Origin of the sequence: Streptococcus pseudopneumoniae (genome assembly GCF_001072665.1) — a bacterium.
Taxonomy (GTDB): Bacteria; Bacillota; Bacilli; order Lactobacillales; family Streptococcaceae; genus Streptococcus; species Streptococcus pseudopneumoniae_S.
On the sequence record NZ_JVJI01000119.1, the window covers coordinates 52,807 to 68,055 of the forward strand.

The following is a 15,249-nucleotide window of genomic DNA, read 5'->3' on the forward strand; positions in this document are numbered from 1 at the left end:
ATACTAAGAAAGTAGTTTCGCTGATTTACTTCAAACCTGTTGTGAGGTAAGTTAACGATGCCTTAACCACGCTGTTTGCTGAGCTTGACTCCGGGCAGTGTGGCTATTTTTTTGCAATGGTGAAAGGAAGCAAGTCATGACAAATCACATTGTATTATTTGAACCTCAAATTCCACAAAATACAGGCAATATCGCGCGTACTTGCGCTGCGACCAATTCTCCCCTCCACATCATCAAGCCTATGGGTTTTCCTATTGATGACCGCAAGATGAAGAGAGCTGGGTTGGATTATTGGGATAAGCTAGAGATTTATTTTTACGAGAGTTTAGAGGATTTCATGTCTCAGATGAAGGGAAAACTCTATCTGATTTCTAAATTCGCTGAGAAAGTGTATTCTGATGTGGATTTATCGACTAACGAAGACCATTATTTTCTATTTGGACGTGAAGACAAGGGCTTGCCTGAGGACTTTATGCGAGAACATCCTGAGAAAGCTCTCCGTATTCCTATGAATGATGAACATGTCCGCAGTCTCAATGTGTCTAATACCGTCTGCATGATTGTCTATGAGGCTCTCCGCCAGCAGAACTTTGCAGGTCTTGAGCTTGTTCATACCTATGAAGTGGATAAATTGAAATAAAAAATGAAAATGAAAATGAACAAAATGCTTGCGCTTGCAAGCGTTTTTTGTTATGATAAAAGAGTCTTCAGGGCAGGGTGTGATTCCCGACCGGCGGTGACTTTAACTAGGAAATGATCTTTTCCTTTTATACTTTGTTGACAAGCTTTGCCTAACCAGAAGTTATGCCTACAGCTTGTCGCCTAGTCTAAAAGAAAAATCTCTATTTCCTTCTCTTTAAAGAAGTCCGCGAGCGCAAGCTGATGTGGTGAGATTCCACAACCGACAGTATAGTCTGGATGGGAGAAGACGAAAGAATAGCTTTGTCTGTTCTGATAGATTTATAGCTAAACTGTAACCGCTTGCTTGAATTTCCTTAATAGAGTGAGAGGGAACTTTTGGGATATAAAAAGTGAGAATAGATAGAGGAATCCTTTCTAACTTCTTCTGATTTTATAGAAAATTGGAGGAACCTGTTATGACAAACACACGTCGACTTTCGACCATTGCGATTTTATCAGCCATCTCATTTGTGCTGATGTACTTTGACTTTCCGCTTTTACCAGCGGCGTCCTTCCTCAAGATCGAATTTAGTATCTTGCCAGTCCTTGTGGGCTTGGTGGTCATGGATTTGCCTGCTGCTCTAGGAATTCTCTTGCTTCGCTCACTCTTGAAGTTGCTTCTTAATAGTCAAGGAGTGAATACTTACATTGGCTTGCCGATGAATATCGTAGCTTTAGGAGTTTTTGTCATCGTATTTGCTTTGATTTGGAAAAAGGAACGGACACCCCTTCGTTTCCTACTAGGCTCTCTAGCTGGAACTATTGGTTTAACCGTGGCTATGTTGGTTCTCAACTATGTTTATGCTGTTCCTTTGTACGCTAAGTTTGCTAACTTTGATATTGGAAAAATTTTGGGACTTTCCAACTACCTAATGACTATGGTGTTGCCTTTTAACTTGATTGAGGGTGTAATCTTTTCCGTTTCATTCTGGTTGTTGTATGTTCTCTTGAAACCAACCTTAAAACATTATGAGAGATAAACAAACATTTTTAATGAAGGGCAGTTTTGCCCTTTTACTTTTCGTTATTCTTGGCTACATGGTCAAATTTTACCCTGAAACGCTGGTCGGTTTTGATCAACCGATACAGACTGCCGTTCGAGGAGACTTGCCAGATTACTTGACTATTCTTTTCAGGGCCATCACACGCTTGATTGATATCCCAGTGATTATCACTTGGGTTGTCATTACAGCTTTTGTCTTTTATCGTAAGCGATGGAAGATAGAAAGTTTCTTCATGCTGGGAAATCTGGCTTTGGCAGGTCTTTTAATAGTGATCTTTAAAAATATCTACCAGCGCCCACGACCAGCTATCTTACACTTGGTAGAGGAGAAGGGATTTTCCTTTCCAAGTGGGCATTCTCTAGCAGTGACGCTGATGGTAGGAACTTTGATTGTGATTCTCAGTCAACGGATGAGAAATCCAGTCTGGAGAAAAATCGTGCAAATCGTCCTTGGTCTCTACCTAGTCAGTGTGTTGGTATCAAGGGTCTATCTGGGAGTTCATTATCCATCAGACGTTCTTGCCAGTCTCTGTGTGGGCTTGGGAGTATTGTTTATCGAATTTCCCTTCTATGACAAGCTCCGCTTCCAATGGCGATTTAAAGGCAAGCAGAAGTGAGTATCAAATTCCTTTGAGGAGAAAGAAATGAAAGTCAATATAGCAGATCTTCATCCGACTCAACTATACTTATCAGAAAAGAAGTTGCAAGATATTCAGATGCTTTACCAGTCGGCAGAAACAATCCAAGTCGATCCAATCAGTATTATTGCGTTCGGAGATTACTTGTTGATTACAGATGGACATCACAGGGCTTATCAGGCTTTATTGGCAGGTCGGGATACGATTTCTGCTGAGTGGGATAGAGATGGTGGTGATGAACTATATCATCTCTATGCGCAAGCCTGTGAGGAAAGAAAGGTTTACTCTGTTCTGGATTTAAAAAATCATATCTTAGCTCAAGATGAGTATGAAGCAAAATGGTATAACTGGTGTGATGGTTTTAATCAAGCAGCAACTCTCTTATTGAAAAGGAAAGCAGATGAAACAGGCCTTATAAATAGGTAGTGCATTGTGTCTTGTTCCTTTTTATACTGAAATTAGTCTAATCTAACTTGTTTTTTAACTCAAAATCTGATAAACTATGAGTAATTGAATAGAAATCTGCAAGACTAGTAACTCAAGGGAAGTATATCAGGGAGGAGAGCCGTGACTGCAAGCTCTCTATATGAAAGCTGGGTGAATTCACTTGTGCATGGATTTAGAAATGAAGGTCTGACTTGTCAGATGAAAACGGATGGTACCGCGTGTCAACGCTCCGAGTGGAGTTTTTGGCATGTGGTTTTCTTTTTATCTACGAGAGACTGATGGAGGAATTATGTCAACTATTGAAGAACAATTAAAAGCGCTTCGTGAAGAAACGCTGGCTAGCTTGAAGCAGATTACTGCTGAAAATGAAAAAGAGATGCAAGATTTGCGTGTTTCTGTCCTTGGTAAAAAGGGTTCGCTTACTGAAATTCTCAAAGGGATGAAAGATTTCTCTGCTGAGATGCGTCCAATTATCGGGAAACACGTCAACGAAGCTCGTGATGTCTTGACAGCTGCTTTTGAAGAAACAGCTAAGCTCTTGGAAGAAAAGAAAGTCGCGGCTCAACTGGCTAGCGAGAGTATCGATGTGACGCTTCCAGGTCGTCCAGTTGCGACTGGTCACCGTCACGTTTTGACACAAACTAGTGAAGAAATCGAAGATATCTTCATCGGTATGGGTTACCAAGTCGTGGATGGTTTTGAAGTAGAGCAAGACTACTATAACTTTGAGCGTATGAATCTTCCCAAAGACCACCCAGCTCGCGACATGCAGGACACTTTCTACATCACAGAAGAAATCTTACTCCGTACTCACACGTCTCCAGTGCAGGCGCGTGCTATGGATGCCCATGATTTTTCAAAAGGTCCTTTGAAAATGATCTCACCAGGGCGTGTCTTCCGTCGTGATACGGACGATGCGACCCACAGTCACCAGTTCCACCAAATTGAAGGCTTAGTTGTTGGGAAAAATATCTCTATGGCTGATCTTCAAGGAACCCTTCAGTTGATTGTGCAAAAAATGTTCGGTGAAGAGCGTCAGATCCGTCTGCGTCCATCTTACTTCCCATTCACAGAGCCATCTGTTGAGGTGGATGTTTCTTGCTTCAAGTGTGGTGGAGAAGGCTGTAACGTATGTAAGAAAACTGGTTGGATCGAAATTATGGGTGCCGGTATGGTTCACCCACGTGTCCTTGAAATGAGTGGTATCGATGCGACTGTTTACTCTGGATTTGCCTTTGGTCTTGGACAAGAGCGTGTAGCTATGCTTCGTTATGGAATCAACGATATCCGTGGATTCTACCAAGGAGATGTCCGCTTCTCAGAACAGTTTAAATAATGATTAGAAAAGTAGAAATGGCAGATGTTGAGGTGTTGGCTAAAATAGCAAAACAAACCTTTCGTGAAACATTTGCGCATGATAATACGGAAGAGCAGTTACAGGAATACTTTGAAGAGGCTTATAGTCTGAGAGTTTTGTCAACTGAGTTGGAAAATCCAGAATCCGAAACCTATTTCATTATGCATGAAGAGGAGATAGCTGGTTTTCTCAAAGTCAACTGGGGAAGTGCTCAGACTGAGAGAGAATTAGAGGATGCTTTTGAAATTCAACGCCTCTATATGCTACAAAAATTTCAAGGATTTGGACTAGGTAAGCAACTGTTTGAATTCGCTCTTGAACTTGCTACCAAAAATAGTTTTTCTTGGGCTTGGCTAGGTGTTTGGGAGCATAATACAAAAGCTCAAGCATTTTATAATCGATATGGTTTTGAAAAATTTAGCCAACATCATTTTATGGTTGGTCGAAAAGTAGATACGGATTGGTTACTGAGAAAGAAATTAAGGTAAGAAGATGATTCTTCTATTGAAATGATAGGAAAGGAAAAGAACTAGGGTGACAACTGTCATTCTGGAGAACTAAATTATGCTTGTATCTTATAAATGGTTAAAAGAATTGGTGGACATTGATGTGCCATCACAAGAGTTGGCTGAAAAAATGTCAACTACAGGGATCGAGGTAGAAGGTGTCGAATCACCTGCTGCTGGTCTCTCAAAAATTGTCGTCGGTGAGGTCTTGTCTTGCGAAGATGTGCCAGAAACTCACCTCCATGTTTGTCAGGTTGACGTTGGCGAAGAAGAAGCCCGTCAAATCGTTTGTGGTGCCCCAAATGTGCGTGCTGGAATCAAGGTTATGGTGGCTCTTCCAGGAGCTCGCATCGCTGACAACTACAAAATCAAAAAAGGAAAAATCCGCGGTCTTGAGTCACTTGGGATGATCTGTTCACTTGGTGAATTGGGAATTTCTGACTCAGTTGTACCTAAGGAATTTGCAGATGGCATCCAAATCTTGCCAGAAAATGCCGTTCCAGGTGAGGAAGTCCTCTCATATCTAGACTTGGATGATGAAATCATCGAACTTTCTATCACACCCAATCGTGCGGATGCCCTTTCTATGCGTGGAGTGGCTCACGAAGTAGCAGCTATCTATGATAAGGCAGTCAACTTTAAAGAATTTACTCTTTCAGAAACTGACCAAGCTGCAGCAGATGCTCTTTCTGTGGGTATTGAGACAGACAAGGCGCCTTACTATGCAGCTCGTATCTTGGACAATGTGACCATCGCACCAAGTCCACAATGGTTGCAAAACCTTCTTATGAATGAAGGTATCCGTCCTATTAACAACGTAGTGGACGTGACCAACTACATCCTGCTCTACTTTGGTCAACCTATGCATGCTTTTGACTTGGATACCTTTGAAGGGACTGACATCCGTGTGCGTGAAGCGCGTGCTGGTGAAAAATTGGTGACTTTAGATGGTGAAGAACGTGACTTGGACGTGAATGACCTAGTTATCACTGTCGCAGACAAGCCAGTAGCTCTTGCAGGTGTTATGGGTGGTCAAGCAACAGAAATCTCTGAAAGATCTAGTCGTGTCGTCCTTGAAGCTGCTGTTTTCAATGGCAAATCTATCCGTAAGACCAGCGGTCGCCTTAACCTTCGTTCAGAATCGTCTTCTCGCTTTGAAAAAGGGATCAATGTGGCAACTGTTAACGAAGCTCTTGATGCGGCAGCTAGCATGATTGCAGAGCTTGCAGGTGCGACTGTGCGTAAAGGCATCGTTTCAGCGGGTGAGCTTGATATCTCTGATGTGGAAGTTTCTTCAACTCTTGCTGATGTTAACCGTGTCCTTGGTACAGAACTTTCTTACCCGGATGTAGAAGACGTCTTCCGTCGTCTTGGCTTTGGTCTTTCTGGAAATGCAGACAGCTTTACAGTCAGCGTCCCACGTCGTCGTTGGGATATCACAATCGAGGCAGACCTCTTTGAAGAAATCGCTCGTATCTATGGTTATGACCGCTTGCCAACCAGCCTTCCAAAAGATGATGGTACAGCTGGTGAATTGACAGCTACACAAAAACTCCGCCGTCAAGTTCGTACGATTGCTGAAGGGGCAGGTTTGACAGAAATCATCACCTACGCTCTAACAACTCCTGAAAAAGCAGTTGAGTTTACAGCTCAACCAAGTAACCTTACAGAACTTATGTGGCCCATGACTGTGGACCGTTCTGTCCTCCGTCAAAATATGATTTCTGGTATCCTAGATACAGTTGCTTACAACGTGGCTCGTAAGAATAAAAACTTGGCTCTTTACGAGATTGGAAAAGTCTTTGAACAAACAGGTAATCCAAAAGAAGAACTTCCAAATGAAATCAACAGCTTTGCCTTTGCCTTGACAGGCTTGGTTGCTGAAAAAGATTTCCAAACAGCAGCAGTTCCAGTTGATTTCTTCTATGCTAAGGGAATCCTTGAATCCCTCTTTGCTCGTTTGGGACTCCAAGTAACTTATACAGCAACATCTGAAATCGCTAGCCTTCATCCAGGTCGTACAGCTATGATTTCACTCGGTGACCAAGTTCTTGGTTTCCTTGGCCAAGTGCATCCAGTCACTGCTAAGGCTTACGATATTCCAGAAACGTATGTAGCTGAGCTCAACCTTTCAGCCATCGAAGCTGCCCTTCAACCAGCTGCTCCATTTGTGGAAATCACCAAATTCCCAGCAGTCAGCCGTGACGTTGCACTCCTTCTCAAGGCAGAAGTGACCCACCAAGAAGTTGTGGACGCTATCCAAGCTGCCGGCGTGAAACGTTTGACAGATATCAAACTCTTTGACGTCTTCTCAGGCGAAAAATTGGGACTTGGTATGAAGTCAATGGCTTATAGCTTGACTTTCCAAAATCCAGAAGATAGCTTAACGGATGAAGAAGTCGCACGCTATATGGAAAAAATCCAAGCGTCTCTTGAAGAAAAAGTCAATGCAGAAGTACGTTAAAGTATCAATCCATCCTTTGGGGTGGATTTTTGCTTTTCAAATAACCATTCAGGATCAAAAATAGACAGTTGAGGAACAGAAGAGATAAATTAGAATTTAGCACTGTATAATGTACTCATAACTCAAAGTACCCTAAGATTTTTTACTAAAATGAGGATGATAAAATGGACAGAAATCATTGTAAAGGCTATCAAAAAGGAGTATAATGAGTGCAAGACATTTCGGAGGTGAAAGATGCTAGAAGTAAGAAGTCTAGAGAAAAGTTTTGGACCCAAGCAAGTTTTGTTTGGTATTGACTTTCAAGCACGACCAGGTCGTATTTTGGGATTAGTAGGGAAAAACGGTGCTGGGAAGACAACGATTTTCCACAGTATTTTGAAGTTTTTAGAATACCAAGGAGAAATTAGTCTGGATAATCAGGATATTCGACAAGAGACCTACGCTCGGATTGGCTATCTGCCTGAAGAACGCAGCCTCATGCCTAAATTGACAGTCCTTGAACAAGTTCGTTACTTGGCGACTCTAAAAGGTATGGATGCCAAGGAGATCAAGGAAAAACTCCCTCAATGGATGAAGAGGTTGGAAGTGAAAGGGAAGCTGACTGATAAAATCAAGAGTCTGTCAAAAGGAAATCAGCAGAAGATTCAGCTCATTATTACTCTGATTCATGAGCCAGACTTGATTATCTTGGATGAGCCTTTCAGTGGATTGGACCCGGTCAATACAGAATTGCTCAAGCAAGTCATTTTTCAGGAAAAAGAACGTGGGGCAACCATTATCTTTTCTGACCATGTCATGACCAACGTCGAGGAGCTTTGTGACGATATTCTCATGATTCGAGATGGCCGTGTGGTCTTGCATGGACCAGTTCAGGATGTCCGCAATCAATACGGGAAAACGCGTCTCTTTGTTTCAAGTGAACGAAGCAAGGAAGAATTGGAAAATCTTCCTCATGTCAAGCAGGTAAGTTTGACCAAACAAGGCAGTTGGAAATTGATCTTAGAGGATGAGAGCGCTGGAAGGGAACTCTTCCCAATCTTGACTCAGGGGCAATACATCGCAACCTTTGACCAGCAAGCGCCAACAATTGATGAAATCTTTAAACTAGAATCAGGGGTGGAAGTATGAGAAATATGTGGGTTGTAATGAAGGAAACCTATCTTCGACATGTCAAATCGTGGAGTTTCTTCTTTATGGTGATTTCGCCGTTCCTCTTTTTAGCCTTATCTGTAGGAATTGGCTATCTCCAAGGATCTTCTATGGCTCAGAGTGGCAAGATAGCAGTAGTCAGCACTGTTCCAGCTGTGACAGACAGTCTTAAATCTACCAATGGTCTCAATTTTGATTATCAGGATGAAGCCAGTGCCCAAGCTGCTATCAAGGATGAAAAATTAAAAGGCTATCTGACCATTGACCAAGAGGATAGTGTCTTGAAGGCAGTTTATCACGGTGAAACTTCCCTTGAGATTGCTATTAAGCTAGGAGTAACGAGCAAGTTAAATGAGCTTCAAGATCAACTCAATCGTTCGGCAGCCAATTTGTCACAAGAACAGGAAAAACGCTTGGGACAAACAGTTAACTTTACGGAGAAAATTGATGAATCCAAGGAAAATAAAAAAATGATTCAAACCATTGCGGCCGCAGGGCTTGGTTTCTTCCTCTATATGATTTTGATTACCTATGCTAGTGTCACTGCTCAGGAAGTGGCTAGCGAGAAAGGAACCAAAATCATGGAGGTGGTCTTCTCTAGTATCCGAGCTAGTCATTATTTCTACGCTCGCATGCTGGCTCTGCTTCTTGTGATTTTGACCCATATTGGCATTTACGTCGTGGGTGGACTTGCTGCCATTCTTCTCTTTAAAGACCTACCAATCTTGGCACAATCTGGTATTTTAAACCATATAGGAGAAGCTTTCTCGCTCAACACCTTATTGTTTGTCTTGGTTAGCCTCTTTATGTACGTTGTTTTAGCAGCCTTCCTAGGTTCTATGGTTTCTCGTCCTGAGGACTCAGGAAAAGCCTTGTCGCCTTTGATGATTTTGATTATAGGTGGTTTTTTTGGAGTGACAGCTCTAGGTGCAGCTGGTGACAATCTCATATTGAAGATTGGTTCATATATTCCCTTTATTTCGACTTTCTTCATGCCGTTTAGAGCTATTAATGGTTATGCAAATGGCCTAGAAGCTTGGATTTCGCTTGCGATTACGATTGCTTTTGCAGTAATTGCAACAGTCTTTATCGGACGTATGTATGCTAGTCTCGTTCTGCAGACAGATGATTTAGGTCCTTGGAAAACCTTTAAACGTGCCTTATCTTATAAATAGAAGAGCCTCGCGAAAGCGAGGTTTTTTAGAGATAAAAAGAGTGGAATTCAGAAAAATATTTTTCATATCTATTGACTTTTAGGGGTGAAATTTGGTATTATAGTAGGCGGTATTGTTTACCCCATTTGAAAGGCCCCGGAACCTTCCAAATACTTTTCGATGGGAAGGAACACCCATCACCGTAAACAAAAATCGAACTATATATAGGAGAAATCATGAACAAAACAACATTTATGGCTAAACCAGGCCAAGTTGAACGTAAATGGTACGTAGTTGACGCAACTGATGTACCACTTGGACGTCTTTCTGCAGTAGTTGCTAGCGTACTTCGCGGAAAAAACAAACCAACATTTACACCACACACTGATACAGGTGACTTTGTGATTGTTATCAATGCTGAAAAAGTTAAATTGACTGGTAAAAAAGCAACTGATAAAATCTACTACACTCACTCAAACCACCCAGGTGGATTGAAACAAATCTCTGCAGGTGAACTTCGTTCTAAAAATGCAGTACGTTTGATCGAGAAATCAGTTAAAGGTATGCTTCCACACAATACTCTTGGACGCGCTCAAGGTATGAAGTTGAAAGTATTTGTTGGAGCTGAGCACACTCACGCTGCACAACAACCAGAAGTTCTTGATATTTCAGGACTTATCTAAGGAAAGGAACAATAAAGTATGTCACAAGCACAATATGCAGGTACTGGACGTCGTAAAAACGCTGTTGCACGCGTTCGCCTTGTTCCAGGAACTGGTAAAATCACTGTTAACAAAAAAGATGTTGAAGAGTACATCCCACACGCTGACCTTCGTCTTGTAATCAACCAACCATTCGCAGTTACTTCAACTGCAGGTTCATACGACGTTTTCGTTAACGTTGTAGGTGGTGGATACGCTGGTCAATCAGGAGCTATCCGTCACGGTATCGCTCGTGCCCTTCTTCAAGTAGACCCTGACTTCCGCGATTCATTGAAACGCGCAGGACTTCTTACACGTGACTCACGTAAAGTTGAACGTAAGAAACCAGGTCTTAAGAAAGCTCGTAAAGCATCACAATTCTCAAAACGTTAATCAACACGATTATATCAACGTTTCAAAGCACTCAAGAGTTTACCTCATGGGTGCTTTTTTTATGTTTTTTGAAAAAGTTCACCTCAAAGTTTACCTTATTTTAACCTTATTGTTTTAGAGACTTTAAAGCAAATTCACCGACTGCCATAGGGACTACATTAGAAGTATTGACATAAATCTGTGTTGTACCTGTGTCGCTATGTGTTAGAGCTTCGGAAATAGCTTCTAAGCTCATTCCTGCCTGTTTAGCGAGTGTTGCTCCCGTATGACGTAGTTTATGTGGTGTAGCGTGTGTAAGCTCTGGGTGTCGCTTTCTGATAGTTTTCATCTTATTATTGAGATAGTCAGAGTGTAAAGGTTTATTGATATTTCCTCTGGTATCTATGTAAGTGAAGATGAATTGTTCTGGATTAGTGATGATACCAAACTTTGCTAGTTCATATTTTTGTTGTTTTTTCCATAAGGTTAGAAGTTGAAGCAAGTCGCTAGAAATAGAAAAGATAGTTTTTTTATTTCCTTTGGTAGATTTTACTTGTCCATATCTATCTAAAGCCTGAATTAACTGAATCTGAGATTTTGAAAAGTCGATATGTTTCCACTGGAGAGCATATGTTTCTGATTTTCTATCTCCAAGGAAAAAAGTGAGATAGAAAAGGACGTAATCTTTGAGTGATATTTTATCGTTTTCTAAATCTTCTTTAAAAGCTGAGAACCATTCTTGGAGTTGCTCATGAGTTAAATATAAATCTTCATCACGTTTTGATTCTGCAAGTTGAATTTTTTTAACAGCCTTAATTCGTCTTAAAGTTTTTGCAACTCTATTTGCTTCAATATATTCAAGTTCTTCTGCCCAATCAAAAATAGAAATAACGTAACTTCGTAAAGTTTTGAAGTTGGCATATTCGTTGGCTTTTGCCGTCATCAAATTTAGAATAACCTGTTTATTTTGGTTTAAAAATTGAATCGTATAGTTGCCAAGAAGTGGTAGTATATGCTTTTCAAAACATGTTTTGGTATTAGCAATTGTTGACCTGCTTGGTGGCTTCGAAGTAGATGTAGTTTGTCCTGCTTTGTAGGATTCCCACCAAATATTAGTATAGAAGTCCGAGAAAAGAATATCTTCTTTTCCTAGTCCCGAAAAGACGTTATCTTCAATTTGGTTTAGCTTCGTCAGTAGGTCTATCTCTGCTTGTCGTGCCTCTTTTCTTGTTTTAAATCTCTTATCATAATAGTTATTGTTAACGATACCAAGAGGCATTCGTGCTTCTAATGGTATATAGACTTTTAAGCGGTAAGTTCCGTTTTTTGTCTTACTGATAGTCATGATATTCTCCTTTATATCGAACCAGAAAATATCATGACCATTATAAAATAAAAATCTTGATTTTTCTAGTTGTTACTGTTTAGCCAGCGGTCAATAGCGTCTTTGTGGAATCGAATTGTTTTTCCAATTTTGATTGATGGAAGCCCCCTTTGAATCCATGAATCAAGAGTATTGTTGGAAATTCCTAAATAGTCGCAAGTCTGTTGTTTGTTCAAATAGGGACAACTTAAAGTATTTTTTTCTATTTGCTGTTCAATTTCTTTTTGGATAAGGTTTGATAGCAATAGTTGAATCTGATGAATCTGTTCATCAGGAAGAATCACTTGCATTTATTATCCTCCTTCTTATCTTGGTTTCTCATTGGATTGCATCGACGTGAATCCAAATACTTAGCAAAAAAGTAGGTACGCTCAATGATAAGTCCAAGAAGTGGTGTGTGATTAGCTCGTGCATACCAGACGAGTTCTTCAAACTCTGTGAAGTCATTCCGCTCAATAATATCCACAACTTCATGCATGAAATCATCTGAGTTATTTTCTACAAGAAATTTATCAAGATTAAAACCACATCCAACTTCAATATCATCTATATCATATTGAGTTTTCTCCTTATTTTCGGCATGAATGAAGTAGTCAAAAAGTCCTTTGGGTGATTGTACGATTTCTACATGAGCAGGGCCATTCAACTTGTCCTTGATTAGCTCAGAAACTTGTTTATAACTTTTGAGAGAATCAAAGAAGAAAGCTCCGTGTTTGTGAGATTTTTTCAGTTCCCCAGTTTGTCGATTAATATCCTTATCGTGCCAAGGACTCAGGACGAAGGGGATGTGTAGTTCTTCAAGAACTTCAAGGTAGTCAGCAGGGGCACTTTCTTTGTAAAAAAGGAATGTCCACTTGCTAGAGCGTTGTTCTTTTGTCATTTTGATACGCCTTTCTGATTACTGATTATAGGATAATTGGGGGTCGTAGTAACCCCAATTATCTTGGAAAATGCTAGAAGGGGCTATCTGGCTACTGCTTAACGCAAGCCATAGCCCCTTTTTATCGTTTTTTACCAACTAACCATAGCTTATTACGAATCCGATTAGGTGCTGAAAAGTAGTAGTCAGGATGTTGACTCGAAACCTCTTCTTTCAGTTGAGAGGTCATGTCAGCCAAAATTTTTTGCCCCTGCTGGTCTCTAGGGACTTTGACAAAAACCGTCACATCATCTTTTCGTATGTCTACGATACTCTTATGTGCACAGTGATTAAAACTACTATTTATGGGATTGAAGGTAGTTATATTCTGATTGTCAATCGTTGTTACTTTTTCTGATTTTTCACGTTGCGTTAAAAACTGACGAAGTTTGAATGTAAAGTATACGGACTTAAAATAGTTGAATAAACTATCAAATCGAAATCGATTCAGAATTTCAAATATTACAGAAACAAATAGTGTAAATAAAAGGAAGGACATTGCTGTATAAGAATATTTGCTTCCTAAATCTAAATAGCCATTGAACTGGGAGAGGTCAAAAAAACTGAGAGGATTTAGTTTAAACTGATTTGATAGAAAATCCAGAGACCATCCTATAAATCCTGCTAGAAATGAAACTAGAATTAGATTGATATTGAGGTTGAATGTCATCATGAAGTAAGATTTTTTCATCATTAAAGAATTCCTTTCTTTGTGTAATATGTTGGACATAGTAGTGGAAGCACTTGATAAGGATGTTCGTTATCAATCACTTGAATCAGACCTGTTCCATGCCCAATAGGAATAACAATACCTTCTGGGTCGAGGTCAGGGAATAGAAATTGTGTTGTCTTCTTGTTAATGTTGCCAATCTGGATGAGGACATTAAGTTGTTCACGAACAGAAATGGGAATCGTAGTGTGGTCGAATCTTTGTGAAACAAGTAACAAATGAAGTTTTGTAGCACGTCCGAGAAGTGCGATAGAAGATAAGAGTGAGAAAAACGATTCTTTAATCGTCTTATTGACTCCCTCGGATAATGCAAGAACTTCATCAATCACAATTGTCATATGGCTGAATTCATGACGTGGATTCTCGTATAGGATTGCTTGACGTTTGTGAATCAGTTCTAGACATTGACTTAATTTCTCATTGATTTCTGATACAAAGTCGGATTTAGAGCGATTTTCAACGGGGTGAAGCACTGCAATTTGATGTTCACGAGCCCAACGACTAGGTGTGTCAAACTTTGGGTCTACGATAATTAAATCAGATTGATGTTTGAGTACACTCAGTAAATAGGTGAGAGCATAGGACTTACCCGAACCACTATTTCCACAGATTGCCATGTGATTGACCTTATCAAGATTAAGCGTAAAATTTTCCATAATTGGAATTTGATTTTTGGGCAAACTTGTTGTATATCTATCAAGGTCAGGAATGACCAATCGTTTTGAAATTCCCATCTTCCACGGAAAGAAGAGTCCTCGCTGAACATGAATATCATCTGTTTTCAGAGGGACGAAATATGTGGCATTTTGCTTCAATAATGTATAATGTGGGTATAGGGATGCGTTAGCAATCAAGAAGATTTTATTATAGAGCTCATCGTCTAAAATATAGGCGCAGGGAAGTCGTGGGATGAAGATGAAACCGTCCTCTTGAATGACAATGTTAAAACTGTTTGTATAACTTGTTTCGCCTTGCATCAAGGCTCCAAGAGCCATATTAAGGCTCTGGAGCAAGTATGATTGCAAGACGGCATCTGTTTTAGACACCATTATTTGACCTCCTTAATACCATCAGCTTTAAAGTAAACGTTATAGCGTACTTCAACGGCTTGAAGGTTATCGAATTGAATCAAACTCATGAAATCAGGTAGCTTAATTTTGTCTTCAAACTTAACTTGGAACGGTTCGAGTCCTTCTTGGATGAAGGTTGCCTTATAAGCGATGATTTCGCCAGTAGGCTTTCCATCCTCAAAAAGTTGTTGTGGCTCAAGTTCCGTACTCAAACTATGAATAGGTTTTGTAGGATTTACATATTGTGATGCAGTTGCGACAGAGTATCCACTTTGTCTATGTTTTGTTTTAATAGTCATATTTAATTCCTCCGAATAGATGTTTAGATGATACCCGTTTTAAGTCGTGAGCGTGACCGTCTTAGCTAAGGACATTTTCATTTTAATCCGTATTGGGATATAAATATATAACTTGATAAGTCACTATGATTAGATTTGATGAGACAAGGGGTTTGAAATAATTTCCTAAGAATCATGTTTCAAAATGACTTCAAAAATGACTTGATAGGTTATTTTTTGATTTTTAATGTATTAAATTTTTTTATGCAACTGTTCATGGTATAATAGACTTGTTGAAAACATTTACAAGGAGACTATGAACTTGATACCATTAGCAACAAGCAACAAGCAACAAGCAACAAGCAACAAGCAACAAGCAACAAGCAACAAGCAACA

General features: G+C 40.0%; 17 protein-coding genes and 1 riboswitch. Of the genes, 11 read left to right on the forward strand and 6 right to left on the reverse strand.

Features of this window, described 5'->3' with window-relative positions:
- Positions 1-136 precede the first annotated feature (136 nt).
- From ADH52_RS07630 to rpsI, 11 genes are all read left to right on the forward strand, one after another.
- Complete coding sequence (locus ADH52_RS07630) at positions 137-640, forward strand: tRNA (cytidine(34)-2'-O)-methyltransferase (protein WP_000181383.1); 504 nt, start codon at positions 137-139, stop codon at positions 638-640.
- 59 nt (positions 641-699) lie between these two features.
- Positions 700-934, forward strand: a riboswitch (FMN riboswitch).
- A 163-nt stretch (positions 935-1,097) separates the two neighbouring features.
- Entirely contained in the window at positions 1,098-1,661 is a 564-nt protein-coding gene (locus tag ADH52_RS07635; protein ID WP_049510808.1) for an ECF transporter S component, read from the forward strand.
- Positions 1,651-2,301, forward strand: coding sequence for a phosphatase PAP2 family protein (locus ADH52_RS07640; RefSeq protein ID WP_049510809.1), 651 nt, complete (start codon positions 1,651-1,653; stop codon positions 2,299-2,301). Before ADH52_RS07635 ends, ADH52_RS07640 begins: the two co-directional genes overlap by 11 nt.
- A 27-nt stretch (positions 2,302-2,328) precedes the next feature.
- Positions 2,329-2,748 carry a chromosome partitioning protein ParB gene (locus ADH52_RS07645; protein ID WP_049510810.1) on the forward strand — a complete coding sequence of 140 codons (420 nt, stop codon included), beginning with the start codon at positions 2,329-2,331 and terminating at the stop codon, positions 2,746-2,748.
- A 310-nt stretch (positions 2,749-3,058) separates the two neighbouring features.
- Positions 3,059-4,105, forward strand: a complete 1,047-nt coding sequence (pheS, locus tag ADH52_RS07650) for a phenylalanine--tRNA ligase subunit alpha (RefSeq protein ID WP_049510823.1) — start codon at positions 3,059-3,061, stop codon at positions 4,103-4,105.
- Positions 4,105-4,614: a GNAT family N-acetyltransferase gene (locus ADH52_RS07655; RefSeq protein ID WP_049510811.1), complete on the forward strand. Its 510-nt coding sequence runs from the start codon at positions 4,105-4,107 to the stop codon at positions 4,612-4,614. The genes pheS and ADH52_RS07655 overlap by 1 nt, the downstream gene beginning before the upstream one ends.
- A gap of 76 nt (positions 4,615-4,690) precedes the next feature.
- Positions 4,691-7,096, forward strand: coding sequence for a phenylalanine--tRNA ligase subunit beta (gene pheT / locus ADH52_RS07660; RefSeq protein WP_049510812.1), 2,406 nt, complete (start codon positions 4,691-4,693; stop codon positions 7,094-7,096).
- A 234-nt stretch (positions 7,097-7,330) separates the two neighbouring features.
- Positions 7,331-8,224 carry an ABC transporter ATP-binding protein gene (locus tag ADH52_RS07665; RefSeq protein WP_000895284.1) on the forward strand — a complete coding sequence of 298 codons (894 nt, stop codon included), beginning with the start codon at positions 7,331-7,333 and terminating at the stop codon, positions 8,222-8,224.
- Positions 8,221-9,420 carry an ABC transporter permease gene (locus ADH52_RS07670; RefSeq protein WP_049510813.1) on the forward strand — a complete coding sequence of 400 codons (1,200 nt, stop codon included), beginning with the start codon at positions 8,221-8,223 and terminating at the stop codon, positions 9,418-9,420. The genes ADH52_RS07665 and ADH52_RS07670 overlap by 4 nt, the downstream gene beginning before the upstream one ends.
- A 215-nt stretch (positions 9,421-9,635) precedes the next feature.
- Positions 9,636-10,082, forward strand: coding sequence for a 50S ribosomal protein L13 (rplM, locus tag ADH52_RS07675; RefSeq protein ID WP_001044624.1), 447 nt, complete (start codon positions 9,636-9,638; stop codon positions 10,080-10,082).
- A gap of 18 nt (positions 10,083-10,100) precedes the next feature.
- The gene (rpsI, locus tag ADH52_RS07680) at positions 10,101-10,493 is read left to right on the forward strand and encodes a 30S ribosomal protein S9 (RefSeq protein WP_000075964.1); all 393 of its coding nucleotides are present in this window, start codon (positions 10,101-10,103) and stop codon (positions 10,491-10,493) included.
- Positions 10,494-10,599: 106 nt separating this feature from the next.
- On the opposite strand, the gene ADH52_RS07685 is transcribed toward rpsI, so the two are convergent.
- From ADH52_RS07685 to ADH52_RS07710, 6 genes are all read right to left on the reverse strand, one after another.
- Positions 10,600-11,817, reverse strand: a complete 1,218-nt coding sequence (locus ADH52_RS07685) for a site-specific integrase (protein ID WP_049510814.1) — start codon at positions 11,815-11,817, stop codon at positions 10,600-10,602.
- 65 nt (positions 11,818-11,882) lie between these two features.
- On the reverse strand, positions 11,883-12,146 hold the full coding sequence (locus ADH52_RS07690) for a helix-turn-helix domain-containing protein (protein ID WP_018364576.1): 264 nt from the start codon (positions 12,144-12,146) through the stop codon (positions 11,883-11,885).
- Positions 12,137-12,736, reverse strand: a complete 600-nt coding sequence (locus tag ADH52_RS07695) for a replication protein (RefSeq protein ID WP_049510815.1) — start codon at positions 12,734-12,736, stop codon at positions 12,137-12,139. The genes ADH52_RS07690 and ADH52_RS07695 overlap by 10 nt, the downstream gene beginning before the upstream one ends.
- A gap of 121 nt (positions 12,737-12,857) precedes the next feature.
- Positions 12,858-13,469: a hypothetical protein gene (locus ADH52_RS07700; RefSeq protein WP_049510816.1), complete on the reverse strand. Its 612-nt coding sequence runs from the start codon at positions 13,467-13,469 to the stop codon at positions 12,858-12,860.
- Positions 13,469-14,554, reverse strand: coding sequence for an AAA family ATPase (locus ADH52_RS07705; RefSeq protein ID WP_049510817.1), 1,086 nt, complete (start codon positions 14,552-14,554; stop codon positions 13,469-13,471). Before ADH52_RS07705 ends, ADH52_RS07700 begins: the two co-directional genes overlap by 1 nt.
- Positions 14,554-14,874 carry a hypothetical protein gene (locus ADH52_RS07710; RefSeq protein ID WP_049510819.1) on the reverse strand — a complete coding sequence of 107 codons (321 nt, stop codon included), beginning with the start codon at positions 14,872-14,874 and terminating at the stop codon, positions 14,554-14,556. The genes ADH52_RS07705 and ADH52_RS07710 overlap by 1 nt, the downstream gene beginning before the upstream one ends.
- Positions 14,875-15,249: the final 375 nt, after the last annotated feature.